The sequence below is a fragment of the Candidatus Pelagibacter sp. PS_10_02 genome (assembly GCF_059418005.1).
The window spans coordinates 269,456-294,586 of sequence record NZ_CM182076.1; the positions used below are offsets into that span (position 1 = coordinate 269,456).

The 25,131-nt window shown below is 30.3% G+C and carries 24 protein-coding genes; 9 read left to right on the forward strand and 15 right to left on the reverse strand.

Annotation, left to right across the window (positions count from 1 at the left end):
* Positions 1-4: 4 nt before the first annotated feature.
* The 5 genes from fdhF to AC5SL1_RS01465 are packed head-to-tail and all read right to left on the reverse strand — an operon-like array spanning position 5 to position 6,163.
* Positions 5-2,773 carry a formate dehydrogenase subunit alpha gene (fdhF, locus tag AC5SL1_RS01445; protein WP_494600022.1) on the reverse strand — a complete coding sequence of 923 codons (2,769 nt, stop codon included), beginning with the start codon at positions 2,771-2,773 and terminating at the stop codon, positions 5-7.
* Positions 2,773-4,428 (reverse strand): NADH-ubiquinone oxidoreductase-F iron-sulfur binding region domain-containing protein, encoded by a 1,656-nt coding sequence (locus AC5SL1_RS01450; RefSeq protein WP_494600023.1) that lies wholly within the window; start codon positions 4,426-4,428, stop codon positions 2,773-2,775. The genes fdhF and AC5SL1_RS01450 overlap by 1 nt, the downstream gene beginning before the upstream one ends.
* A gap of 17 nt (positions 4,429-4,445) precedes the next feature.
* Positions 4,446-5,285, reverse strand: coding sequence for a formate dehydrogenase accessory sulfurtransferase FdhD (gene fdhD, locus AC5SL1_RS01455; protein ID WP_494600024.1), 840 nt, complete (start codon positions 5,283-5,285; stop codon positions 4,446-4,448).
* A gap of 3 nt (positions 5,286-5,288) precedes the next feature.
* On the reverse strand, positions 5,289-5,765 hold the full coding sequence (locus tag AC5SL1_RS01460) for an HPP family protein (RefSeq protein ID WP_494600025.1): 477 nt from the start codon (positions 5,763-5,765) through the stop codon (positions 5,289-5,291).
* Positions 5,765-6,163: an iron-sulfur cluster assembly scaffold protein gene (locus AC5SL1_RS01465; RefSeq protein ID WP_271517159.1), complete on the reverse strand. Its 399-nt coding sequence runs from the start codon at positions 6,161-6,163 to the stop codon at positions 5,765-5,767. Before AC5SL1_RS01465 ends, AC5SL1_RS01460 begins: the two co-directional genes overlap by 1 nt.
* Before the next feature lie 42 nt (positions 6,164-6,205).
* Here AC5SL1_RS01465 and AC5SL1_RS01470 point away from each other — a divergent pair, with 42 nt between their 5' ends.
* From AC5SL1_RS01470 to AC5SL1_RS01500, 7 genes are read left to right on the forward strand one after another with little or no spacing between them, the layout of a single operon-like run.
* A complete protein-coding gene (locus tag AC5SL1_RS01470) occupies positions 6,206-6,814 on the forward strand; it encodes a molybdenum cofactor guanylyltransferase (RefSeq protein WP_494580293.1) in 609 nt (202 codons plus the stop codon).
* Positions 6,807-8,060 (forward strand): molybdopterin molybdotransferase MoeA, encoded by a 1,254-nt coding sequence (locus tag AC5SL1_RS01475; RefSeq protein ID WP_494600026.1) that lies wholly within the window; start codon positions 6,807-6,809, stop codon positions 8,058-8,060. Before AC5SL1_RS01470 ends, AC5SL1_RS01475 begins: the two co-directional genes overlap by 8 nt.
* 52 nt (positions 8,061-8,112) lie before the next feature.
* On the forward strand, positions 8,113-9,018 hold the full coding sequence (locus AC5SL1_RS01480) for a DMT family transporter (RefSeq protein ID WP_494580297.1): 906 nt from the start codon (positions 8,113-8,115) through the stop codon (positions 9,016-9,018).
* 9 nt (positions 9,019-9,027) lie between these two features.
* Entirely contained in the window at positions 9,028-10,245 is a 1,218-nt protein-coding gene (locus tag AC5SL1_RS01485) for an aminopeptidase P family protein (protein WP_494600027.1), read from the forward strand.
* Positions 10,246-10,248: 3 nt separating this feature from the next.
* A complete protein-coding gene (locus AC5SL1_RS01490; RefSeq protein WP_494600028.1) occupies positions 10,249-11,361 on the forward strand; it encodes a serine/threonine protein kinase in 1,113 nt (370 codons plus the stop codon).
* Between the two features lie 2 nt (positions 11,362-11,363).
* Positions 11,364-12,416, forward strand: a complete 1,053-nt coding sequence (locus tag AC5SL1_RS01495) for a threonine aldolase family protein (RefSeq protein WP_494600029.1) — start codon at positions 11,364-11,366, stop codon at positions 12,414-12,416.
* 10 nt (positions 12,417-12,426) lie between these two features.
* A complete protein-coding gene (locus AC5SL1_RS01500; RefSeq protein WP_494600030.1) occupies positions 12,427-13,203 on the forward strand; it encodes an MOSC domain-containing protein in 777 nt (258 codons plus the stop codon).
* Here the strand turns inward: AC5SL1_RS01500 and AC5SL1_RS01505 are convergent.
* From AC5SL1_RS01505 to AC5SL1_RS01515, 3 genes are all read right to left on the reverse strand, one after another.
* A complete protein-coding gene (locus AC5SL1_RS01505) occupies positions 13,200-13,427 on the reverse strand; it encodes a hypothetical protein (RefSeq protein WP_494600031.1) in 228 nt (75 codons plus the stop codon). The genes AC5SL1_RS01500 and AC5SL1_RS01505 overlap by 4 nt on opposite strands.
* Before the next feature lie 2 nt (positions 13,428-13,429).
* A complete protein-coding gene (locus AC5SL1_RS01510) occupies positions 13,430-14,143 on the reverse strand; it encodes a hypothetical protein (RefSeq protein ID WP_494600032.1) in 714 nt (237 codons plus the stop codon).
* A 112-nt stretch (positions 14,144-14,255) separates the two neighbouring features.
* Positions 14,256-14,741 carry a YajQ family cyclic di-GMP-binding protein gene (locus AC5SL1_RS01515; protein ID WP_494600033.1) on the reverse strand — a complete coding sequence of 162 codons (486 nt, stop codon included), beginning with the start codon at positions 14,739-14,741 and terminating at the stop codon, positions 14,256-14,258.
* 141 nt (positions 14,742-14,882) lie between these two features.
* On the opposite strand from AC5SL1_RS01515, the gene AC5SL1_RS01520 reads away from it, so the two are divergent.
* Positions 14,883-15,089, forward strand: a complete 207-nt coding sequence (locus AC5SL1_RS01520) for a SlyX family protein (RefSeq protein ID WP_494600034.1) — start codon at positions 14,883-14,885, stop codon at positions 15,087-15,089.
* A gap of 11 nt (positions 15,090-15,100) precedes the next feature.
* Complete coding sequence (locus AC5SL1_RS01525; RefSeq protein WP_494600035.1) at positions 15,101-16,285, forward strand: BaiN/RdsA family NAD(P)/FAD-dependent oxidoreductase; 1,185 nt, start codon at positions 15,101-15,103, stop codon at positions 16,283-16,285.
* 10 nt (positions 16,286-16,295) lie between these two features.
* Here AC5SL1_RS01525 and AC5SL1_RS01530 read toward each other — a convergent pair whose 3' ends face one another.
* The 7 genes from AC5SL1_RS01530 to AC5SL1_RS01560 are packed head-to-tail and all read right to left on the reverse strand — an operon-like array spanning position 16,296 to position 25,114.
* Positions 16,296-17,594: an MFS transporter gene (locus AC5SL1_RS01530; RefSeq protein WP_494572762.1), complete on the reverse strand. Its 1,299-nt coding sequence runs from the start codon at positions 17,592-17,594 to the stop codon at positions 16,296-16,298.
* A gap of 58 nt (positions 17,595-17,652) precedes the next feature.
* Positions 17,653-18,513 (reverse strand): DMT family transporter, encoded by an 861-nt coding sequence (locus AC5SL1_RS01535; protein WP_494600036.1) that lies wholly within the window; start codon positions 18,511-18,513, stop codon positions 17,653-17,655.
* Complete coding sequence (gene gshB / locus AC5SL1_RS01540) at positions 18,510-19,439, reverse strand: glutathione synthase (RefSeq protein ID WP_494600037.1); 930 nt, start codon at positions 19,437-19,439, stop codon at positions 18,510-18,512. The genes AC5SL1_RS01535 and gshB overlap by 4 nt, the downstream gene beginning before the upstream one ends.
* Positions 19,429-20,724 (reverse strand): glutamate--cysteine ligase, encoded by a 1,296-nt coding sequence (locus AC5SL1_RS01545; protein ID WP_494600038.1) that lies wholly within the window; start codon positions 20,722-20,724, stop codon positions 19,429-19,431. Before AC5SL1_RS01545 ends, gshB begins: the two co-directional genes overlap by 11 nt.
* A gap of 17 nt (positions 20,725-20,741) precedes the next feature.
* Positions 20,742-22,223, reverse strand: coding sequence for an amidophosphoribosyltransferase (purF, locus tag AC5SL1_RS01550; protein WP_494586242.1), 1,482 nt, complete (start codon positions 22,221-22,223; stop codon positions 20,742-20,744).
* Complete coding sequence (locus tag AC5SL1_RS01555; RefSeq protein WP_494600039.1) at positions 22,177-22,722, reverse strand: CvpA family protein; 546 nt, start codon at positions 22,720-22,722, stop codon at positions 22,177-22,179. Before AC5SL1_RS01555 ends, purF begins: the two co-directional genes overlap by 47 nt.
* Positions 22,723-22,729: 7 nt before the next feature.
* Positions 22,730-25,114: an efflux RND transporter permease subunit gene (locus AC5SL1_RS01560; protein ID WP_494600040.1), complete on the reverse strand. Its 2,385-nt coding sequence runs from the start codon at positions 25,112-25,114 to the stop codon at positions 22,730-22,732.
* Positions 25,115-25,131: the final 17 nt, after the last annotated feature.

Genomic DNA, 25,131 nt, shown 5'->3' on the forward strand with positions numbered 1-25,131 from the left:
TCGATTAATTAACTTCTGCTTGATTTTCTTTTGGTTTGATTTCAGTTTTAAATTGGTTTGAGATTTTTTGAACTTCAACTGCTGAAACTTTGTATTCTGCACACATTGTTTCTTCATCTTTACCATGACCGGTTACCATATTGACCATATGTTCTGGAAAATGGAATGTTGTGAATACTATGCCTTCTTTAACTTTATCTGTAACCTCTACTTTTAGAGCAACTTCTCCTCGTCCAGAATAAAGTCTTGCTATATCACCTGTATTTAACTCTCTTTTATTAGCATCATTTGGGTGAACTAATAATAAATCTTCAGAAACTATATTGATGTTACTTGTACGTCTTGTCATCGTCGCAGCATTGTAATGTTGTAGAACTCTACTAGTTGTTAAGATTAATGGATATTCTTTTTTATTAGTTTCAATTTCTGTAGACTCTTTCCAATCAAAATTTTTAAGACGTCCTTTTCCAAGTTTGAAAGTTTCTTGGTGTAAAATTTGAGTGTCTGTTCCATCTTCTTGAACTGGCCACTGTAATCCCATTTTGCCAAGTCTTTCTCTTGTTACACCTTTAAAGAAAGGAACGACATCAGCTATTTCTGCTAGAACTTGATCAGCGTCGTATTCAGGTTGGTCAAAGCCTAATTTTTGCATCATGTCTGTTACAATTGTTCCATCAGTTTTAGTACCAGGTAATGGAGGAACGGCTCGATTAACTCTTTGAATTCTTCTTTCGGTATTAGTAAAGGTTCCATTTTTTTCTAAGAAAGTTGTTCCAGGTAATACTACTGTTGCAAGTTTTGCAGTCTCACTCATAAAAATTTCTTGAACTACTAATAATTCTAATGAGTTCATTGCCTGAACCACATGTGCACTATTTGGATCTGTTTGAACAATATCTTCTCCAATAATCCAGACTGCTTTAACTTCTTTATTAATAGCCCCATCAAACATTTCTGGAATTTTTAATCCTGCTTTGGTTGGGTGAACTACTCCATATTTTTCAGTGTAGAAATTTTGAACTTTTTCATCAGCTACTTCAAAGTAACCAGCTCCTTGATGAGGTTGACAACCCATGTCAGCTGCACCTTGGACATTATTTTGTCCTCTTAATGGGTTAACTCCAACACCTTTTCTACCAATATTTCCAGTAATCATTGCAAGATCAGCAATTAACATCACAGTCTTAGATCCTTGTTCTTGTTCAGTAACTCCTAAACCGTGGAATTCCATAGAGTTTTTAGCTGTCGCATAAGCAATTGCTGCTTCTTTAACTAACTGTTTATCAACACCAGCAACTTTCGCTAGATGATCCATATCTTGTCTTTCAATTTCTTTAATGAAATTTGCAAAACCTTCAGTTCTATCTCTAACAAAATCTTTATCATGAAGGTTTGCTTTTAATATAAAATGTAACATCATATTTAAAACAGCCACATTTGTTCCTGGTCTAAGTTTAATATGATAATCAGCAAGTTTTGCTAATTCAGTAGTAATAGGATCTAAAACTATTAGTTTTTTTCCTTTCATTACTTGTTGTTTAATTTTTGCTCCAGTAACTGGGTGAGCATTTGTAGGATTTGCTCCTATAACCATAAATAAATCTGCGTGATAAATATCTTCTGTAGAATTAGTTGCAGCACCAGTTCCAAAAGTTTGTTGCATTCCCCAAGCTGTTGGTGAATGACAAATTCTTGCACAACAATCAATATTATTAGTTCCAATTGCAGCTCTAATCATTTTTTGAAATACATAATTTTCTTCATTAGTACATCTTGCAGAAGAAATTCCAGCTACAGCATCAGGACCATTTTCTTTTGTAATTCTATTTAATTCTTTTTTAATAAAGTCATATGCTTCATCCCATGAAGCTTCTTCAAATTTTCCATTTCTTTTAATTAAAGGAGTTTTTAACCTATCTGGATGATCGTAAAATCCAAATGCATATCTTCCTTTAATACAAGTGTGACCTGCGTTAACTTCAGATTCTTTAGGGGTAGAAATTGCAACAACTTTATTATCTTTAATTGATGCTTCTAAATTACATCCAACGCCACAGTAAGAGCAAGTAGTTCTAACTTTTTCATCTACAGCAACAGATTTTGATTGGAAAACATCAGAGATAGCATCTGTTGGACACGTGTGTGCACAAGCACCACAAGATACACAAGACGAATCTCCAAACAAAGCATCGTTGTCAGTTGTAATTTTAGATTCAAATCCTCTACCACTCATTGTTAAAACAAAAGATCCTTGAATTTCGTCACAAGCACGAACACATCTTCCACAGTTAATACAATTGTCTAAATTCATTCTCATATAATCGTGAGATGTATCTTTAGTAATGCCCTTGTGTTGCTTTGGACTGTTATATCTATGATCTGATATACCTAAGTCATTTGCGACATCTTGAAGTTCGCAATTATTATTTACTTCACAAGTTCCACATTCCATTGGGTGGTCAGTTAAAACTAGTTCGACAATATTTTTTCTAAGGCTTGTTAATGCTTCATTAGAAGTAAAGATATGTTGATTTTCAACTACTGGCGTATGACAAGAGGCTACAATTTTAGTTGGACCATCTTTTTCTAACGCAACTTCAACCGAACAAACACGACAAGCACCATATGGAGCTAAATTAGGATCATCACATAAAGTAGGAACTTTTTTTTCACCAAAGTAGCTTTTAACAAATTTTAAAATAGAAGTGTGATTTGCACTTATTTCATGCGGTTTTCCATCTATATAGGCTATTTTTCTTTTTTCAGAGCTCATTAATTATCCTTGACTATATCATTTTTCATTTCATCACCAAAGTATTTAAGAATATTCATTATTGGGGTAGGGATTGCTCCACAAAGTGCACACAAACAACCTTTTTGCATAGTTACTAGTAATTCATTGAGTAATTTAAGGGGTATTTTAGCAGTACCACTTTTGGCTTGGTCAAACATTTCTTTTCCTCGGTAAGAACCAAGTCTGCCGGGGAAACATTTTCCACAAGATTCTTCTGCTGAAAATTCAAATAAATGATGAATATACTCAACCATTGGAAAATCCTTTGGAATACTAACAACACTTGCATGTCCAAGCATAAAACCTTTTGCTGTAAACTCTTGAAAATCTAAATTTAAATTATCAATCTCACCTAAAGGGATCACACCACCTAAAGGTCCACCAATTTGAAAGGCCTTAACAGGTTTTGTATAACCACCTCCAATTTCATTAAATATTTTATTCATTGGTGTTCCCATATCAATTTCATAAACACCAGGGTTGTTAAAAAAACTATCAAGGCAAACAAGTTTTGTTCCAGCAGATTTTTTATTACCTATTGAAGAAAATTTTTCAGGTCCATTTATTAAAATACCAGCCACAGCGGCTAATGTTTCAACATTGTTAACTACTGTTGGTTTTTTATATAAACCCTCTGTTACTGGAAAAGGAGGTCTAACATCTACTTCTGCTCTTCTACCTTCAATTGAGGCAATGAGTGCAGTTTCTTCACCACAAATATAAGCACCTTGACCAATACAAATACCAAGATCAAATGAAAAATCTGTTCCCAATATATTTTCACCTAATAAATTTAACTTTTTTAATTCGTTAATACATCCATTGATCGCCTCAATAGATTTTGGATACTCACCTCTTATATATAAAACTCCTTCATCACTACCAATAACCATTCCACAAATGACCATTCCAAAAATAACTTTTAAAGGTTGATCTTCTAATAAATATCTATCTGAGAATGCACCTGAGTCACCTTCGTCAGCATTACAAATGACATATTTTTTATCACCCTTTGCTTTGCTGCAAAAATCCCATTTCATCCCCGTTGGAAATCCCGCTCCACCTCTGCCAGTTAAATTAGAATCCAAAAGAGATTTAATTATTTTTTTTTTGTCAGTTTTTAAAAAGTTATTTAACTGATCTTTAAATTGATCAAAGGAAGAAAGTTTTTCATCCATTAAGAAGCTTGTCGTTGCATAACTTTTTGAAAAAAATTTTTCTTGTTTAATCTCTTCACCATTTAAGATTTGATCTATTTTTTCAATGTCATTACCAGCGTAGTTTTCACCATCATAATGAAAAGCTTTATTTTCATAACAATGTCCTAAACAAAACATTTCGCCAACTTTATCATCACCCAACTTTTCTTTAAGTGTTTTCTTTAATTGATCTTGAGTGCCAGCACACATACAAGCACTACCATTGCATACAAAAGCCTTCTTTTCTCTGTGGGAAGGTCTTAAAAATTCATAAAAACTCTCAGCACCATGAAGAGTTGAAACACCTAAATTGTGTTGTTTTGCTATATCTTTTATATCTTTAGGATTGTCGCTTAAAAGGTTTTCAGAAAGTTGCTTAAATAAATTATTTTTTAAGCCAATTCTACCCGACAAATTACTAATATTCTTTGACACAATTTCCTTTTTTTAAGTTAGCCCACAATAACTTTTTTGGTATTGGTGTAAATATTAAAACTATCATTTTTTACGAAACCAATCAGAGTTATGTTAAATTTATTAGCTAAATCGATTGCAAGACTTGTTGGCGCACCCACCCCAATCATTATACCAATATCATTCATTAAAACTTTCTGAACTAGTTCAAAATTAAGTCTCCCAGAGCAAGTGATGAATTGATCTAAGGGATTTATTTGGCTAGCGAGAAGGGTGCTGCCGATAAGTTTGTCCAAGGCATTATGACGACCCACATCTTCCTTAAGGTCGATTAATTCTCCGCTAGCATTAAATAATCCACTCGCATGTATTCCACCAGTTTTACTAAATTCTGACTGATTTTTTCTCAATATTGAGGGTGATTGAATAATTATCTCTTTACTTATCTTTGGTAAATTTAGATCTGTTTTATTTGACTTAATAATTTCTAATGCATCTAAAGAAGATTTTCCACAAACCCCACATGATGAATTTGTTATAAAATCTCTTTTTATTTTTGTGATATCAATATTTTTTGAGTTATTCACAGTTGCTAAAATTTTATTTTGAATATTATATTGCCCAACTTTTTCACCATAACTCTCAATTGAATCAACATCTTTAATATTGGTGATTATTTGTTCATTAAATAAAAAACCTCGAACTAGATCTTTATCATTTCCAGGTGTTCGCATAGTGATTGATAAAATTTTAGTAATCCAATTATTTTTATCTTTATATTTTATAGAAATTTCTAAAGGTTCTTCTACTGAAACTAAGTCATCAATATTTTCAAATTTGTTAAGATTATATTTCAAAACTTTATATTTAGAGCTCATAAATTATTTTAAAGGATAATTTTTTTTTAGAATAAATTTATTAACAATAATTGCTAATAATAAAATTATAATACAGCCTAAGATTATTGGATTAATTAAATATTCATAAGAAGCGCTGCCAATTATAACCATAATAGGATTACCACCTGCTGGAGGATGGACAACATTTAGTAATATCATTAAAAAAACTCCAAAACCAACTGCGAGTGAAATATTGATATAAATAGGTAACGAAATAAAGTTTACAAAAAATACCCCAACAGCCGCAGTTAACAGATGACCAAAAAAAACATTTTTAGGTTGAGCAAAAGGACTTTCTGGAAAACCAAATAATAAAACCATTGAGGAGCCAAATGATCCAGCTAGAAAATATCCCAATGTACTTTTATAAGTAAGTAACGTTAAGACCCCAATTGTTAGTGTAGAAAAGAAACCAGCAATTATTGCTTTTTGTAAAAGAGGTTTGGTAATTTTTATCATTAAGAATTTAAAGCCTTTAAAACTGTTTTTAGGGGTAACAGCAAACATTCTTTTCTTGCTAAATTTTTTTTATCTAGGATTTCTTTAAAATCTCTCCATTCTTTGCTTAATAAAGCTTTAGTACCCTCAAATAAATTGCCACTTAATGAGATAAAAGATTTTATGTCATCGATTTTCTTGTTCTTAATTAGTCTAGAGAGCAAGCTAACAGATGCTTGGCAGTAAACACAAGATTTACATTGATAACCCATATCTATCACAATATCATTTTTGACAATTAAACTGATTTCCATTTCATCTCCACATAAGGGGTTCTTATTTTTAGATTTATGAGTGTAATTACTAACTGCTTTATTATTTTCAGTATGTGCAGCAATTTCTAAAATTCTAAGGTCCATTATATTTCTTTAATTAAAACTTTAATGTTTTATATTTTGTAAATGGATCATAGCAAGATTTTAGGCACAGTTCTAGCGGGAGGGAAATCGGTAAGGTTGGGCATGGATAAATCCCAAGTAAAATTGGCTGATAAGTTATTAATTGATTATATCCTATCTGAAATTATTGAAGAATTTAAAGAAATTCTAATTGTTGCAAACAAATCAATAGATTTTCAAAAATCTAATAAGATTTCGGTTATTGAAGATTTTAAAAAAGATTTAGGACCCTTAGGAGGAGTTTTTACTGCAATGAAGTGGATTAAAGATAATAATAAAGATTATCAGTGGGTTTCAACTTTCCCAACAGATTCTCCATTCTTTAAAAATAAGATATTAAAAGACTTTTTTAATGAAATTCACCCTGGAGAAAGTAAATTATTTTTTATCAAATCTAATAATACCAGGCATAATATATTTGGGTTATGGTCTTTAGAATTGATGAATAAGTTAGAGGAAGATTTAAATAAAGGAGAACGTAAAGTAGAGGTTTGGGCAAATAGCGTTGGTGTTAAAGTAATTAATATGGACTTTGAAAAAGATGATCCTTTTTTTAATATTAATACTAAAGAAGATTTAGAAAAAGCTAAAGCAAAGATAGGCAATGATTAGTTATCAAAACTCAAGAAACATTTTAAAAAGAGGAGTCATCAAAATAAAAGATGAAAAGATAAAAAGTATAAACTCATTAAATAGAATATTATCAGAAAATATTTATTCTCCCATTCATTATCCAGCAGGCAACAATGCAGCATTTGATGGTTTTGCAATTAATGCAAAAGACACAAATAATATAAAAAAAGGTATTAAGCAAAAATTCAAAATTATTGGCTCTATTGCAGCAGGAAACAAACCTTTTAAGAAAAAGATTCATAAATACGAAGCAGTAGAAATTATGACAGGTGGAATTATCCCAAAAGGTTTTGATACAATCATTCCAATTGAGCAAATTATTTTTTACCCAAGCAATAGTAATAGAAAATATATTTTAGTTAATCAAAAAATAAAAAAATATAACCATGTTAGATTTCAAGGATCAGATTATAAAAAAAAAGAATTAGTGTTAAAGAAAAATAACATCATTAAACCAAATCATTTACTAGCATTTAAGACACTAGGTATTACAAATATTACTGTAAAAAAGAAAATTAATATTGCATTTTTTTCAACTGGAAATGAAATATCAAATAAAGACAATGTTCCTTTTTGGCAAGTGAGAAATTCTAATGGTCCTTATTTAAATAATTTAAATAACAACTTTCTATTTAATTTTAAAAATGGTGGAATTTTAAGAGATAATCATCAAAAAATTTTTAAATCTAAAATAAATCAAATGTTGAAATCAGATACAGATATTATGATTACTTCAGGAGCGGTGTCAGCAGGTAAATTTGATTTTATACCAAGTGTTATAAATTCATTTAAACTATCTAACTACTTTAAAAATGTTGCCATTAGACCAGGTAAACCAGTATTGTTTGCAAAAATTAAAGGTAAAGAAAAAGTAATTTTTGGGTTACCTGGAAATCCAATTTCATCTGCAGCTTGTTTTAGATTTTTTGTTTATCCCTTTATTGAATATATTTTAAAGCTCCATGCAGAAAAACCATTAAAGGCAATTTTGAAAAATAGCTTTGACAAGAAGAAGAATTTTACCAGATTTGTAAAAAGTAAATTAAGTACAACCAAAAATGGAAAAATTGAAGTTGAGGTACTTCAGGGCCAAGAATCTTTTAGAATAAAATCATTTGTTAAGTCAAATAGCTGGTCTTTAATGCCAGCAGGTAAATCTAGATTTAAAAAAGGCGATATTATTGATTGTTTTTTTATTAACACCCCTAATCAAAATATAAGTTAGTTGAAAGCTATTTTGTTGTAGTCCTAATTAATACCTATTAAATAATCTGAACATGGATGAATTAAAAAATGAAAAGATAGCCATACCTGTTGTCTTATTGGCTGGGCTTATTTGGTCTTTTGGACCTTTAGTTGTCAGATACATGGATCAACCCAATCTAGTTCCATGGCAGTATATCTTTACAAGAGGATTAACTATTTTTTTAGTCTTAAATCTTTATCTTTTTTTTGAAGAGGGCAAAGATTTTTATAAAAATTATTTCAAAATTGGTATTTCAGGAGTTGTAGGTGGCACAGGACTTGGTATTGCAATGATTACCTTTATTTATTCAATCACGAATACAAGTGCTGCAGTAACTTTACTTTGTTTAGCGGCAATGCCATTTTTTACAGCTTTATTGGGTTTTTTATTCTTAAAAGAGAAAATTTCTTTAAATGTTTGGATAGCAATTATAATTGCAACTATCGGCATTATAATTATTGCATTTGGAAACACTGAACCAAGTTCTTTGCTGGGGCTTATTTTTGGTATGACTTCTTCTATAGGCTTTTCAGTTTTCTCAGTAAGCCTTAGATGGAAAAAAGAAACACCAAAATTTACAACTGTAGCTTTTTCAGGTTTTTTCTGTTTTGCCGTTGCAACAATTGTAATTCTAAGTAATGATATGCAATTTTTATCTTCAAGCTATAATGGTGCTTTGTTTTCTTTGCATGGAACATTAGTCTGTATGGGATTAATTTTATATTCAATAGGCTCTAAAGCTATACCAGCAGCAGAACTTACCTTGCTATCGTTAACTGAAGTTATAGGTGGAATTTTTTGGGTTTGGATACCAATTTTAGGTATTAATGAGATACCATCAACCAATACTATAATAGGTGGCTTCTTTCTTTTTATGTCTATCATCTATTATAGTTTAACAATTAAATCCAACCGAAGATTTATAGCTTTAAATTAGAAACTTTAGATGGAAAGACCAGATTTTTTTACATTACACAATGGTGATAAAGCAAAACTACCATTCACTGATAAGGAGTATCAAAATAGAGTTAATGGATTAAGAGAAGCAATGAGTAAAAATAATCTTGATATGATTATTTTAACCTCAATGCATAATATTGCTTATTACACTGGATTTATTTATTGTTCGTTTGGTAGACCTTATGGCTGCATTGTAACAGCAAATAAAATCTCAACTATTTCTGCCAATATTGATGCTAGTCAACCTTGGAGAAGGTCTCACTGTGATAATGTAATTTATACTGACTGGAAAAGAGATAATTTTCTAAAAGCAATAGTTTCTATAATTGGTAGAGACGAACCGCCAAAAAGTATTGGTATAGAAAATGATCATGTAACTATTGATATTAAAGAAAAACTTAACTCTATTTTTACTTTTTCAACTTTTAGTGATGTTTCACAAGACTTAATGAAGCTTAGAATGATTAAATCTAAAGAAGAAATTGAAGTAATTAAAAATGGAGCAAGAATTGCTGATCTTGGAGGAGAAGAAATTGTTAAACATATTAAAGTTGGAGAAAGTGAACTTGAAATAGCAATTGCAGGCCGAGATAAAATGGAGCGAGAAATTGCCAAAACATATCCTGATGCTGAATACATGGATACTTGGGTTTGGTTTCAGTCTGGCTTAAATACTGACGGAGCACACAATCCAAAAACTAATCGAAAATTAAAATCAGGTGATATTTTATCTTTAAATACTTTCCCAATGATTTCAGGTTATTACACAGCACTTGAGAGAACTTTATTTGTAAATGAAATAGATGATGCATCATTGAAAGCTTGGGAGGCTAATATAAAAGTACACAAAAGAGGTTTAGAGTTAATCAAACCAGGAGTTAAATGTTCTGACATCTGTCATGAATTAAATGAATTATTTGCAGAATTAGGCTATCTACAATACCGAACATTTGGCTACGGACATTCTTTTGGAGTTTTATCTCATTTCTATGGAAGAGAGGCAGGACTAGAACTTAGAGAAGATATTGATACGGTATTAGAAGAAAATATGGTGGTTTCAATGGAACCCATGATCATGATACCAGAAGGTAATTCTGGTGCAGGAGGATATAGAGAACACGATATTTTAGTTATAGGAAAAGATAGTGCTGAAAATATTACTAAGTTTCCTTTTGGACCAGAACATAATATTATCAAATCCTAAATTATGAGTGATAAGACTATAGTTAGCAGTTGGAACGAATGGGATCCTTTAAAACATGTAATTGTTGGTAAGGCTGATGGCACTTGTATTCCAGCACCAGAACCTGCATTAGATGCAAAGGTTCCAGAAGACAGTGATATGCGAGGTCAGTTTGGACCAAGAACTAAAGATTCAGTCGATAAAGCCAATCAATTATTAGATGATTTTTCGAGTATGCTTGAAAAAAGGGGAATTAAAGTCGATAGACCAGACCCAATAGATTTTAATCAAAAAATTTCAACACCAGATTGGCAAGCAGAAACAATGTTTGGCTGTATGCCTCCACGAGATGTTTTGTTAACTGTAGGCAGTGAAATTTTAGAGGCGACAATGAGTTATCGATGCAGATGGTTTGAGTACCTATGTTACCGACCATTATTACAAAAATATTATAATGACGATCCAAATATGAGGCACGAGTCTGCACCTAAACCAAGGTTAACGGATGCAGATTACAGAAAAGATTATTTATCAGATAAAATTGGTATTCAAAAAAGATTAGAATGGACTGAAGACAAGTTTTTTGTAACAACTGAAGAAGAGCCATTATTTGATGCAGCAGACGTATTAAGGTTTGGTAAAGATTTAGTGGTACAGCATGGATTTACTACTAATCTTAAAGGCATAGATTGGCTTAAAAGGCATTTCAAAGATCACAGAGTACACGCTGTAAATTTTCCAGGTGATCCTTATCCAATTCATATTGATGCAACCTTTACTCCTATTAAAGAAGGATTAATCATTAATAATCCTCAAAGAAGATTGCCAAAAGAACAAAGAAAATTATTTGAAAATAATGGATGGAAAATAATTGATAGTGCTCAGCCGGCACACAATCAACCACCTCCATTATGTTATTCTTCTACTTGGTTATCAATGAATGTATTGGTGCTTGATCCTAAAACAGTGTGTGTTGAAAAAAGTGAAGTATATCAAGCAGAACAATTAGATAAATTAGGAATGGAAGTAATCCCTGTTGATTTAAGAGAGGCATATGCATTTGGTGGAGGTCTCCATTGTTGTACAGCAGATGTTTACCGTGAAGGTGAACTTAAAGATTACTTTCCAAAACAATAATTATGGCAACAATTAAAACAAAAAGAGAGCGAGTTAAATTCGCCTCTGACAATGTCGCAGGAGCTTGTCCTGAAGTTTTAGATGCTTTAATGAAAGCTAACGAAGGAGATAGTGCACCCTATGGCAATGATGATTACTCTAAAGTTTTACAGGAAAAATTTTCTGAAATATTTGAAAAAGAAGTAATTGTTTATCCAACAGCATCAGGCACTGCCGCTAATGCTCTTGCATTATCAACTATGACACCTGTATTTGGTAATATTTATTGTCATAAACTAGCTCATATTAATACTGATGAATGTGGTGCTCCTGAGTTTTATACGGGTGGTGCTAAATTAATCCCTTTAACTGGCATTAATGGTAAAATTACTCCTGAAGAATTAGAAAAAAATATTAGTGGAACAGGTATTGTTCATCATACGCAACCCTCATCAGTAAGTGTTACACAAGTATGTGAAACAGGTGAGGTTTATGAATTAGATGAAATTAAAAAAATAACTAATGTAGCACACAAACATAAATTAAATATGCATATGGACGGTGCAAGATTTGCTAATGCGTTAGTTGCTCTTAATTGTACACCCGCAGAAATGACATGGAAGTCAGGAATAGATGTTTTATCTTTCGGTGCTACAAAAAATGGTTGTATCGCAGCAGAAGCAATTATTTTTTTCAAACCAGAGTTAGTGGGTAATATTTCTTTTTTAATGAAGCGAGCAGGGCACCTATTATCTAAAATGCGTTTTGTCTCTGCCCAATTAGATGCATACATTTCAAATGATGTATGGTTAAAAAATGCTAAACAAGCAAATGAAATGGGTAAAAAGCTAAGTGACGGTTTAGTGAAACACAATAGTATAAAACTTGCTTACCCAACACAAGCCAATGAAGTATTTGCAAAATTTACAAGAGAAATGATTGAACACCTAAATTCACTTGGGTATAAAATGAATGAAGATGAGCTAGATGGCCAAGCAGTTCGTTTAGTTGCTGCATGGAATACTCAAAATTCAGATGTTGAGAGTTTTCTTGAAAGTATAAATCAATCTAAATAAACCTTAGAGAATGAGTTTAACTATTTCATCTCTATATTTTTCCCCAATTAAATCACTGTCTTTTCAAAATATTAAAAAAGCAACTATTAAAAAGCAAATTGGAATTTTACACGATAGAATTTTAGCATTTTCTAGAGGAGTGGATCTGACAAAGGCAAAACAAATAGAGCAAGATCCAACACAAAGAGAACTAATTAATTTTATGACTTTAAAAAATACACCTGCACTTAATAAATATAATTTTGAACTCAAAGATAATTGTATTTATTTATCAGAGGATACAAAAGAGATTATCTGCTCATCAATTGATAGTGAGGAGCAAAGACAAGAGCTTGCTAATAAAATTATTGAGCTTGAAAAAGATTTACCCCAGCCAAGTTATTTGCTTAAAAATGAGGCTTATCCCTTTTATGATAGTACAAGTGGTGAAAGTGTGTCGAATACCATCTCACTGATAAATTTAAATAGCATTAAAGATTTTGAGTTAAAGATTAATCAAAAAATTGAGTTTGAGCGTTTTAGAGGAAATATTTATATCAAAGGTTTAAAAGCTTGGAAAGAAAGACAATGGCTTGGAAAAACTATTACAATTAATAATACTCCATTTAAAGTCTTAAGACATATCCCGAGATGTTCAGCAACGAATTTGAGAATTAATTCAGATGAACAAGATATCAATCTACCTTTAAAACTCAGAAGAAATTATAATCATATAGATATGGGTGTTTATTTACTACCCTTAGAGGATGGAGAAATTTTTGAAGGAAATAAAATTTTTTTATCTTAACCTGGATTGTCTTTTAAAAAATTGATATAATCTACAACTTCATCATACTTGGTGTCTGGAATATCTTTATAACTTGCTTGAAATTTATTTTTTACACACAAGGCAACATGTGCGTAGGGGTTTCTGCCTTTAGGATGATTGGGATGACTGGGAAGTTGTCCTAGTAAATAATCGCCAGCTTCCTGTATCATTTTCCACAGTTTACTTGCTTTTTCTTTATCCAAGTTTAGTTTTGAGAGGTTTTGTCAATTTTAAAATTTTCTAAAGCTGAAGTAGTTACCTCTGAGTCTTGATTGTTATCTATCTCTTTTTTTGCAAATTCTCTTTCTTTAAACTTTTGTTCTTTTATTAATTCTTCTTGTAATTTTAATTTTTGTTCTTGGTCAAACTTTTCTTCCCATTCTTTCAATTTAATATTTTCAATTTTTTTCTTCAATTCCTCTTGCTCTCTTAATTCTTTTAAAAATTTTTCTTTTTTTCTTCTTTCCTTTAATTCTTTGTTTTTTTGTTCTTCTTCTCTAACTCTTAAATCTAATTCTTTTCTATTTTGTTCTTCTTCTTTAAGCTTAAGCTCTTTTTCTTTTACTCTGAGATCTTTGTCAATTTGACCCAAATCTTCATCTTTTTTAATTAGTCTTTTATTTTCTATTTTAATAGACTCTTCTTTAATTTTTAATTCTTTATCTTTTAAATTTAATTTATTATTTTCCTTTTCAAGTTTTTCTTTCAAAATTTTTAATTCTTTTTGTTCTTTTAAAATCTCATTTTTTTCTTGAAGTTTTTTTAGCTTAATTTCTTTGATTTTTTTCTTTTCTAAGTTTTGTTTATATTTTGAATATGCATTACTTAAAGTATTGGTGGTAATAGAAGCGAGCTTTATTAAGCTAGACTTATTTTTTGAAGATTTAATTTTCTTTTTTTTTTTATTTTTTAAAGGCATATTTTAAAAAATTATTTGATCAAAGAAATTATTAATATTCAACTAGATTTATATTAATTTTTTTAAATACTGTCTAAAATGAGTTCAACCTATGATTGCTATTTTATGATTTTTAGTCTCTAAAGTTTACAAATTCTACAGGAAGACCAATATCAATTCCTCTAATGGCCGACATAGCTTCTTGAAGGTCATCTCTTTTTTTTCCTTCAACTCGTAGTTCTTCCCCTTGAATTTTGATTTGAATTTTAAGCTTTAGTTTTTTTATATCAGCTATAATTTTCTTAGCATTTTCTTGGTTAATACCCTCTTTAAGTTCACTAACCTGTCTAATAGATGAACCTGCTGCATTTTCTGAATTTTTTACAACAATTACTCTTGGATCTACTTTTCTTCTAATTAGATGAACTTGCAGCAATTCGTTAACTTGTTTTAACTTCAATTCGTCTGAAGCTAAAGTTGTGATTACTTGGTCCTTTCGCTCAATTGAGATATTAAGTCCTTTAAAATCAAACCGATTACCAATTTCTCTCAAGCAATTTGCTAAAGCATTATCAAATTCCTGGTGATTAATTTTACTGATTACATCAAATGAAGGCATAACTTTTTAATTACTTATACAATAATGTATTTTTTAATTAGGGCAATCTCAATTAGCTCTATTTTAATGAAAGACAAATTACATCAATCAAAAAAGATCCAATTCTTGTTTTATCTCAAAAGTCACATAAATTAACATTATATGGAAAATTTAGTTAAAAAATTAGAAGAACAAATTAGCTTTCTCCAACAAGAAATATCACAAATGAGTGAGGAGCTATACTCCCAGCAAAAAGAAATTAAAACTTTAAAACAGGAAATCTTAAATTTAAATAAAAGAATTAATGAGCTTAATGACGGATCAGACGCAAATATTATCACTGATAATCAAAAACCTCCTCATTACTAATTGAAAAAATAATGAATACAGAAGCCTATGACGTAATTATAGTTGGTGCAGGCGCTGCTGGCATGATGAGCGCTATAGAGGCTGGCAAAAGAGGTCGAAAAGTTCTTTTAGTGGATCACTCAAAAAAAATAGGAGAAAAAATTAGAATATCAGGAGGAGGGCGATGTAATTTTACCAACATTCATACAAAGCCTAATAAATTTATTTCTCAAAATCCAAAGTTTGTCATATCAGCATTAAATCAATATACACAAAATGATTTCATCAATTTAATTAAAAAACACAATATAAAATTTCATGAAAAGAAATTAGGACAATTGTTTTGCGATGAAAGTGCACAGCAAATTATTGATATGCTGTTGTTAGAATGTGAGAAAGCAAATGTAGTACTTAAAAAAGAAGTAATTGTTGACGATGTTGGAAAAAAAGATGAAGGGTACTTTATAACCACAAACTCCAAGCAATACATTGCAAATTCCTTGATCATAGCAACGGGCGGTTTATCTATCCCCAAGATTGGTGCTAGTAACTTTGGTTATGAAGTGGCTAAGAAATTTGATCTAGATATTGTTGAGACATTACCAGCGCTAGTTCCTTTAACGTTTAGTGAAAAAATTCTTGCTAAATGTAAAGAGCTTGCAGGCTTATCAGTTGAAGCTGTGGTTTCGTTTAAAAAGACATTTTTTGAAGAGGGTATGTTATTTACTCACAGAGGTTTAAGTGGACCCTCTGTATTGCAAATCTCTTCATATTGGAAATTAGGAGATAATATTAATATAAATTTAGCCCCAAAATTAAATCTATTTCAATCATTAGAGAGCAAGAAAAAATTGGAACCAAAAAAAGATATAAATTTAATCATTTCTGAAATTTTACCAAAACGTCTTGCACAAATAATATGTAAAGAGAATGAAGTTAGTGGTAATATTTGTGAATTATCTTCAAAAAAAATTAAACAATTAAGTGATGCTATAAATTCATGGGTAATTAATCCCACTGGTTCAGAAGGATACAGAACAGCAGAAGTTACCTTGGGAGGTGTGAATACTAATGAATTATCTTCAAAGACAATGATGGTTAAGAAACATTCAGGTTTATTCTTTATTGGAGAAGTGGTTGATGTTACTGGTCATTTAGGAGGTTATAATTTTCAATGGGCTTGGTCATCTGGATTTGTTGCTGGGCAATACGCCTAAATAATCTTATTTAAAAATTAGTAACTTGTGTATCTTCAGTTTTTTTAGGTTCATCTATATCTTCTGTACTAGGACTTAATTCTATTCCAACTGGTGTAATAGTTGATGGCATTGCAACGAACTGCGAGTCAGGATTCTCAATAACTTTTCTTATTGTGTTTCTATACAAGCCAAATAAACCAATAAGTATATGAAAAAATATTATAAAAACAAAAAATCCATTTAATCCAACAATATTCATAAAAATTGAACATAAAAACGGACCACTCATAGCGCCCATACCAAACGTAAATTGTAAACTAGCACCCGCTGCAACAAATTGTTCTTTAGGGATAAAGTCGTTGGTGTGAGCGAGAATTAAAGAAAACATTGGCAAACTACAAAATGAAAATAAAATTAAGGATAAATAAAACCAAGTTTTATTAGTCGCTAATTCTCCAGGTAAATACATTTGTCTTGAAGCTAGAATTGCACAAAGCGCAAAAAAAGCTGCTCCAAAAGTTGAATAGATGATTACTTTTCTTCTATCAAACATGTCAGAAATTTTACCTATGGGCCATTGAGATACGGCACCAGAAATAGCTAATAAAAAAGTTACAACAGAAATTTGAAAAATTGTAAAATTCATTGATGCTGCGTACACTGCAAGTAATGTAAATAAAGCTGATTGAATGGTTCCATAAAAAAATGAACTAACCATTCCAAAGGGAGATGCAGCATAAACATCTTTTAAACTCATTCCTTTAACTTTTTTAAAGGTGGGGGGCTTCTTTTTAGTTAGTAAAATAGGTACCAGTGCAGCTGATGTAAGTACAGAAATTAAAATAAATGGCTCAAATTTAATTGGATCACTAAAATTTAAAAGAAACATACCAATTCCCATGGCACCATATAAAATAACCATATAGATAGAGAGAATACTACCTCTATTTTTATTAGTCGCTCTATCGTTTAACCAACTTTCAGTTACAGTATAAATTGAGACCATGCTTATTCCAGTGAGTACTCTTAAAATAAACCAGATATAGGGATTAACAAAAATTGAATGCATTAAAACAATAAGTGATGCAATAGATGCAAATGCTGCAAATACTCTAATGTGTCCTACACTTGCTACAATATTGGGTATAATTTTTGCACCAATGAAATATCCAACAAAATAGCCTGACATCATAAAGCCAGTTGCCATTAAACTAAATTCTTCCGCAACCGCTCTAACGCCTAGCAGAGAGCCTTGAAACCCATAGGCCATCATTAGAAAACCCATGCCCGTAAAAAGTGCCCAAGAATTCTTTAATACTTTATTCATAAATTTGACCGTACATATTTCCCATGTACTTTTAAATCAAGTCTTAAATGTGATTTTATTATGAGTTTTTTAGCTTGATAAATGAGTGAATAGCTATGGCTGTTATGATCACAACTCCACCTTGGATCGTCTCAAGGCTTGGTTGCTCTTTAATAATTAGCCATACCCAAATAGGGCCTATAATGGTCTCAAGTAAGAAAAATAAATTAACCTCAGCCGCAGGTATAAATCTTGGAGCAATCGTAACTAGCACAAAAGGAATTGCCACACATAAAATACACATTAAAGGTACTATAATTTGATCATTGCCAACTAGAGTAAAGGTTTCGATAAACATTAGAGCAAATAAAGCCACAATTAACTTACCAACTACTGCCGCAGGTATTAAATTTTTATCTTTTGCAGCTCTAATAGTAACTGCGCCAACAGCCAATCCTAGAGCAGTTATAAGACCTAAAATATCGCCAAAAATATTACCCAACTGAATAGAGTCGTAAAATATATAAATTGCAGCCATAAAGGTTACAAAAATTGCAATCCAAGTTTTACGATCAGGCATTTCTTTTAAAAAAATACCTCCTAAGACTGCAGATAACATGGGTGCCATTGCAATCATGACTAAAGTATTAGCAACATTAGTATTTTGTATAGAGACCACAAAGGTAATATTGGTAACGGAGAATGTCGCTATGTAAAGTAAACCATAATAACCACTAGCAAAAAGCATTTTAAAAAAGTTAATTCTATAGATTATTAACATTCCTAAAAAAACAGTAACAAAAGGAATTAAGCCTCGATAAAATACTAAGCCCCAAGTATCAACATTAGAAAGCCGAATAAATAAGCTATCGGGGGTGATAAACATTACTGCAACAAATGCAAGTAATGAACCTTTTTGTTGATCAGTTAAATTTTTCAAGCTTTTAATCCTTTCCAAAAAACCTTAGCAAGATTTATATTAGTTAGGTCATAATAAGTTTTTAAACCTGTCGGAGAAGTTACATTAATATCTCCATTTAATTTTTGATCGATAAAATCAATACCAGAAAAATAGACATTATTTTTCTTAAGGTCTTTTGCAATTATAGTTGAAATTTTCTTTTCAACCTGTGTTAGTTTAATTGAAATAGGAACTGCACCTTTGCTCATATTACTTAAGAACGAGCCTTTTTTAGGAACTCTAGAAATGGCACCAGAAATTTTACCATTGATAATAAAAACTCTTTTGTCACCAAACTTAATTTTAGATAAAAATTTTTGACACATAATATGCCCGTGTTTTTTTATAAAATTTTCAACCAATTTTTTATTAAGCTTACCCTTGATAAGATGAATATCATTTCCACTAAAACTATGTATGGGTTTAATAATCATTTCTTTATATTTTTTAAAAAATTTATAAACTTCCTGAAGGTCTCTAGTAAAAATAGTTGCTGGCATAAATTTTTGAAATTTTGCTGAATATAATTTTTCAGAAACATTTCTAACTGACGTTGGATTATTAATAACCTTAACTTTATTTTTTATTTTATCCAAGATGTAGGTTGTAGTGATGTATTCTAAGTTAAAAGGAGGGTCTTGACGTATTAAGAGATATTTACACTTTGAAAGATCTAAAGTTTGTTTACTTTTAATCTTAAAAAAATTTTTATTTGTATAATCAAATTCTATAAAAAAACCTTTAGCTAAAACCTTATCATTGATAATAGATAGATCCTTAGGGTCATAATGGAATATTTTATAATTTAATCTTTGAGCCTCTACCGCTAAAAATACACTTGTATCACTTTTTGGATTTAATTTTGAAGGATGGTTAGCTTGAATACCAACTATTTTACTTGTCATATAAGTCATTTAAATTTTCATTTTTAGAAAATTTATTTATCATATGATCTGCGTTTGTTGTCTTATTATCAATTAATTTATCTAGGTGATTTAAAAATTTCACTTCACTTTCTCCAGATTTACTTAAAACATCTCTTGTTTTAAGACCTTTTTTAGAAATCCCAAGTAAAATTGAAGACCAGTAAAGTAAATCTTTACCCATTAATTCTGTATTAAAACCTTTTTTTGGAGCCTCAAGGTAGGCATTAATAATTTTGTTTTTATCCCACTTAGAAATTAAATCATATGCTTCATCTAAATTACCATACAAAATTCCAGTGTTAAAAGCTGGACCTGAACATAAGCAGTCCCACCCACAAGTATCCATTGATCTTAATTCAATATATTTTTTTAATCTATTTTCAGTAAAGATTGTACTCAAGTGTGTTGTTAGATCATCTTCAGTAGGAACTCTGTTATTGATCTCTTTAATTTTGCCATCCATAAAATCTTGAAAGGAATAATTGTTTCCAGATAAGTACTCTTTATTTTCTTGAATAAATAAAAGAGGAAAATTTATTGCAAAGTCAGCATATTTTTCAAAGTCCATGTCATCAAAAAAAACTTTAGGCAATCCACCTCTAGAGGTCTCTTGCCAAACTTTTGATCTATAAGACATGTAACCACTATTTTTTTTTTCAACAATGGATGAGTTTGCAAAAAGGGCAATAGATATAGGAACTATTGAATTTACAACCTTAAATTTTTTAATAAAATCTTTTTCTGAATCGTAATCTAGATTTAACTGAGTACCACAAGTTCTATACATCATATCTAAACTTAAGGGCCCACCATTTGGCATATCATTAGTCATTACTATATATCTTTGTTTTGGATTGTTTGGCACTTCTTCTAGTGTTGATATTGGATCAAAACCTGAACTTACAATTTTTAAATCAAATTTTTTAGTAACCTGTTGTAATTCAAATAAATAGTCATGAGATTCTGCACAAGCCTCATGAATGTTATTAAGTTTATCACCTGATAGCTCAATTTGATTTCCAGGCTCAAGAGTAATACTTTTTCCTTGTTTTTGAAGTCCAATAATATTTTGCTTTTCCATAATAGGCTGCCAACCAAATTCAGTTAAAGCTGAAAACATTTTGAGTATAGTGGGGTAGTCGATACGTTTATTTGTTTTTTGATCAAATAAAAATTTTTCATGTTCAATTCCGATTTTAAAGTTCTTAACCTCTTTAATACCGGACTTGAAATAATTAATGATATTTTCTTTATGAGTGATCATATTTTATATATAAAAATTTAATTATTTGATGCTGTGCTTAAAAGAGATAGTTGTGTAATTTTATCATCACCTAAGATATCGATTGGTTTAACAGGATATTCACCTGTAAAATAATGGTCTGTAAGTTGTGGATAAATTTCGTCTCTTTTTTCAAATCCCATCGCTCTATACAAACCTTCAATTGATAAAAAGTCTAAAGATTTAGCGCCAATGAATTCACAAATTTCATCATTAGTTTTATTAGCCGCTAGTAATTCTTTTTTAGTTGGAGTATCGACCCCATAAAAATCAGGATATTTAATTTCTGGGCAAGCAATTTTTACATGAACTTCTTTAGCTCCCGCATCATATAACATCTTAACAATTTTGTGAGAGGTCGTTCCTCTTACTAACGAGTCGTCTATTAAAATAATTCTTTTGTCTTTAATCGTAGATTGATTAGCATTTAATTTTAATTTAACCCCAAGACTTCTAATTTTTTGACTAGGTTCAATAAAAGTTCTACCAACATAATGATTTCTAATTAAGCCTAATTCAAAATTTATTCCTAAATGTTGGGCAAACCCAAGAGCTGCTGAATTTCCAGAATCTGGAACAGGCACTACTATATCTGCTTTAATTTTATTTTCTTTTGCAAGTTCAATACCAAACTTTTTTCTATACTCATAAGCCGATTTACCATTTAGTAAACTATCTGGCCTTGCAAAATAAATATATTCAAAAACACAAGGGCGAACTTTTCTAGGAGGAAAAGGTTTAATACTTTTTAATTCGTTTTCTTCAACATAAACAACTTCGCCATTTTCAACATCTCTAATATATTTTGCGCCAATAATATCTAGCGCACAAGTTTCAGATGCAAACACAAAACTATTCTTAATTTTACCAATCACCAATGGTCTTATTCCATGAGGATCTCTAACACCGATTAAAATATTTTGGGTAAGCATAACTAAAGCATAACCACCTTGAATTTGAAAAATTGCGTCAATAATTTTATCAATAGTTTTATTACGCTTTGATTTTGCAATGAGTTGGACAATAGTTTCAGTATCAGATGTCGTATGAAAAATTGCACCATCTTCAACCAATTTATTTCTTAAGGTAATGGAGTTGGTTAAATTTCCATTATGCGCAACACCTATGCCTCCTGCATTAGTGTCAGCAAAGAAAGGCTGAATATTTCTTAAAGTGTTTTCACCAGTTGTACTGTATCGATTATGACCAATAGCATAGTTACCAGGTAGACTATTTAATACTTTTTCTTTATTGAAATTATCACCCACCAAACCAAATCTTTTTTCAGAATGATATTTTTTGCCATCAAAAGTGACAATTCCACAACCTTCTTGACCTCTGTGCTGTAAAGCATGTAAGCCTAAGGCAGTAAGTGCAGCAGAATCTTCACTATTGCTGACACCAAAAACTCCACACTCTTCTTTTAATTTTGGATTATATATCTTCAATTTTTTCTTTAGAATTTTGGTAACTTTTTTCATTTGGAAATTCTTTTACTAGATAATTACTACCTTTTTCAATGTATGGAAAGGTGTATGATTTATCAATGTTAATTGACCATTTGTTATAATTATAAACAATATCTATGGCTGTGAACAAACAAACACAGATTATATAGCTTCTAATAAAACCAAAAAATAAACCAAAAATAGAATCGAGTCTTCCTAGTCCAACAAACTTAATAGTTTTACCGATTGTTCTATTGGCAATTAAGATAATGAATATAACCAAAATAAAAATAACAACTCCAAGGGTTACATCAAGCACATACTCACTATCAATTATGTTTTTAAAATAGGGTTTAATTCTTGGAAATAAGATTAAAGTGACCACATAAGCCAATAACCATTTTGAAGCTGACAACAAACTTAAAACAAAACCCTTACTGTAACATTTGATGACAGACATTATTGTTATAATCAAATAGATGAGATCAATTAAAGAGATTGCTTCATAAAAATCTTTTAAAAAATCCACCATAACTGTTTTATTTTCCGAAAGGTTTACTAATTAGCAGAAGAGAAGGAAGTAGGGTTAAAACAGAAATCATTGCTAGCAACATGGCTATGCCAGTGAATACACCAAAATAAATTGTAGGTATAAATTTAGAGAAAACTAAAATTGAAAAACCAAATACTATTGTAATTGAAGTATTGAGTATTGCAACGCCAACAGTTGAGTGACAAGTTTTAAGTGTTTTATTGTAATCGTTAGTTTTAGTAAACTCTTCCTTAAATCTGTAGATATAATGAATACTATTATCGACAGCAATACCTATGGTAATGGCAGCGATAGTGATAGTCATCATATCAAGAGGTATTCCAAGTAGCCCTATAATTCCTAAGATAAAAAAAGCTGCAATAAAGTTTGGCATAACTCCAATTAAAGATAATTTAACATTTTTAAACAAGATTAAAAACATTATAAAAATTCCAGTCATTACTAATCCCAAAGTTAGTATTTGAGATTTAAATAAGCTTTGTAATAAATTGTTAAATAAAATTAAAACACCACCTAGTTTAAATTCCTCTTTACTTAATTTTAATTCATTTTCTAAATCATAATTAATTTTATTTATTAAATCATTTCGTCTTAATCCTTCTTGAGAGTCGATAATTCTTAAGCTTATTCTTGCTTCATTATCTTTAATTGAAATATATGGATCTATAATCTCTTTTTTAATACCTTCTGGGATCTTAGAATATAAAACACCCATCTCTAAAGTTCCTAATGGCTTATTATTATTAAGCTGGGTTGCAACTTCGATAATGGAACTAAAAGATAAAACCTTACCGATTGCGGGTAAACTATCTAAATAATTATGAACAGACTGAATTTTATCGATTTTATCTTTAGTAAACCAATATTTTTCATCATCTTGACTCTCTTCATCGTCCCAACTTTCAAATTCATCATCCTCACTTGATTTTTCTTCTATTGGTTTAGGAAATTTTAAGATTACCTCCAAAGGTGTGGTGCCACCTAATTTTTCATCAATTAGTTTCATGCCCTTATAAATTTCAGTTTTCTTATTAAAATAATTTATAAAACTATTTTCAACCTCAAGGCGGCTTATACCAAGGACACTTGCAATTAAAATAAAACCAGTAATTACAAAAATAATACTTTTATTATTAATAGATATTTTTCCAAGGAAGGCAGTAATCTTTGAACCTTCATCTTCTTTAATACTAATATTATTATCAGACATGAAGTTAAGAAGTGTTGGCAGCAAAGTAAAGGTTATAATAAATGAAGTGATCAAACCAAAGGTCATCATCCATCCAAAATCTATAATAGGTTTTATGCCACTAAATATTAATGAAAGGAAAGCACATATTGTAGTTAATACGGTATAGATAATTGGCCAAAACATTTTGCCAGTGGTCATTGAGATAATCTTAAAATTATCTAAATTTGGAAAATCATTCTTTAGCTGAAGGAAACGAGTACTCATATGAATATTCATTGCCATAGTTAAGATCAACATTAGTGCAATAAAGTTTGATGATATAACAGTTACTTTCCAACCAAGTAGACCAAGCAATCCAGTCATAATCAATACCGAAAAGAAACAGCTACTAATTGGAACAATGATCCAAATTAATTTTCTAAAAACAAACCAGAGTGTTGCGATGATAAACAATAGAACTCCTAGGCCAAATACAATAATATCACTTTTGATAAATGACATCATATCATCTGCAATCATAGGGATACCACCTAGGTAGATCTTACCTATATCTTCATAGCTTTTGATAATCTCTCTTATTTCATTAATGTTTTCATGATTTTTCTTCTTTAAAGTGTCTTTATAAATTTCTATTTCTTCATCAGTTTTATTTTTTAAATCTTTTAAATCATTCTTTTTGATATAAACAATTATTCCACTAGTATTACCATCTTCACTAATAACAAAATTTCTAAAGACAGGGCTGTTTAATATTTCTTTAAATCCCCGCTCAGTATCAACACCCTCATCTTTTAGGGTTGTAAAACTTTCTAATCTTTCTTGTAGAGGTGCTTCTGAATTATTTAATAAAGGAATATCTAGCAAGGTTACTACACTATGTACCCAGTCTAGGCTTTGAATTTTATATTTAAGACTTAAAAGATTATTAATTGAAGACTCTGTAACCATTCCTTCATTAGGAGAGTAGGTTAGAACTAAAAATTCTTTAGAGCCATATCGTTCAGTAATTTCTTGTAAATATTTAAGATCAGGATCTCCTTCAATTAAAAGGGTTTCAGATGAAGCATCTAATCTAAAATCTTTTGAAAAATAACCAAAACTAAGCAACGCTATTATAAGCAATACAAAAATTGATTTTGGATTCCTTAATATAGTGTTTTGGTATAAATGAGATAGCATTTAAAACTAATATATTT

Excerpts from the sequence above, each read along its gene's own strand:
- fdhF (WP_494600022.1), bottom strand. The coding sequence starts at position 2,773 with ATGAGCTCTGAAAAAAGAAAAATAGCCTATATAGATGGAAAACCGCAT.
- fdhD (WP_494600024.1), bottom strand. The coding sequence starts at position 5,285 with ATGAGCTCTAAATATAAAGTTTTGAAATATAATCTTAACAAATTTGAA.
- AC5SL1_RS01460 (WP_494600025.1), bottom strand. The coding sequence starts at position 5,765 with ATGATAAAAATTACCAAACCTCTTTTACAAAAAGCAATAATTGCTGGT.
- AC5SL1_RS01465 (WP_271517159.1), bottom strand. The coding sequence starts at position 6,163 with ATGGACCTTAGAATTTTAGAAATTGCTGCACATACTGAAAATAATAAA.
- AC5SL1_RS01470 (WP_494580293.1), top strand. The coding sequence starts at position 6,206 with ATGGATCATAGCAAGATTTTAGGCACAGTTCTAGCGGGAGGGAAATCG.
- AC5SL1_RS01475 (WP_494600026.1), top strand. The coding sequence starts at position 6,807 with ATGATTAGTTATCAAAACTCAAGAAACATTTTAAAAAGAGGAGTCATC.
- AC5SL1_RS01480 (WP_494580297.1), top strand. The coding sequence starts at position 8,113 with ATGGATGAATTAAAAAATGAAAAGATAGCCATACCTGTTGTCTTATTG.
- AC5SL1_RS01485 (WP_494600027.1), top strand. The coding sequence starts at position 9,028 with ATGGAAAGACCAGATTTTTTTACATTACACAATGGTGATAAAGCAAAA.
- AC5SL1_RS01490 (WP_494600028.1), top strand. The coding sequence starts at position 10,249 with ATGAGTGATAAGACTATAGTTAGCAGTTGGAACGAATGGGATCCTTTA.
- AC5SL1_RS01495 (WP_494600029.1), top strand. The coding sequence starts at position 11,364 with ATGGCAACAATTAAAACAAAAAGAGAGCGAGTTAAATTCGCCTCTGAC.
- AC5SL1_RS01500 (WP_494600030.1), top strand. The coding sequence starts at position 12,427 with ATGAGTTTAACTATTTCATCTCTATATTTTTCCCCAATTAAATCACTG.
- AC5SL1_RS01510 (WP_494600032.1), bottom strand. The coding sequence starts at position 14,143 with ATGCCTTTAAAAAATAAAAAAAAAAAGAAAATTAAATCTTCAAAAAAT.
- AC5SL1_RS01515 (WP_494600033.1), bottom strand. The coding sequence starts at position 14,741 with ATGCCTTCATTTGATGTAATCAGTAAAATTAATCACCAGGAATTTGAT.
- AC5SL1_RS01520 (WP_494600034.1), top strand. The coding sequence starts at position 14,883 with ATGGAAAATTTAGTTAAAAAATTAGAAGAACAAATTAGCTTTCTCCAA.
- AC5SL1_RS01525 (WP_494600035.1), top strand. The coding sequence starts at position 15,101 with ATGAATACAGAAGCCTATGACGTAATTATAGTTGGTGCAGGCGCTGCT.
- AC5SL1_RS01530 (WP_494572762.1), bottom strand. The coding sequence starts at position 17,594 with ATGAATAAAGTATTAAAGAATTCTTGGGCACTTTTTACGGGCATGGGT.
- gshB (WP_494600037.1), bottom strand. The coding sequence starts at position 19,439 with ATGACAAGTAAAATAGTTGGTATTCAAGCTAACCATCCTTCAAAATTA.
- AC5SL1_RS01545 (WP_494600038.1), bottom strand. The coding sequence starts at position 20,724 with ATGATCACTCATAAAGAAAATATCATTAATTATTTCAAGTCCGGTATT.
- purF (WP_494586242.1), bottom strand. The coding sequence starts at position 22,223 with ATGAAAAAAGTTACCAAAATTCTAAAGAAAAAATTGAAGATATATAAT.
- AC5SL1_RS01555 (WP_494600039.1), bottom strand. The coding sequence starts at position 22,722 with ATGGTGGATTTTTTAAAAGATTTTTATGAAGCAATCTCTTTAATTGAT.
- AC5SL1_RS01560 (WP_494600040.1), bottom strand. The coding sequence starts at position 25,114 with ATGCTATCTCATTTATACCAAAACACTATATTAAGGAATCCAAAATCA.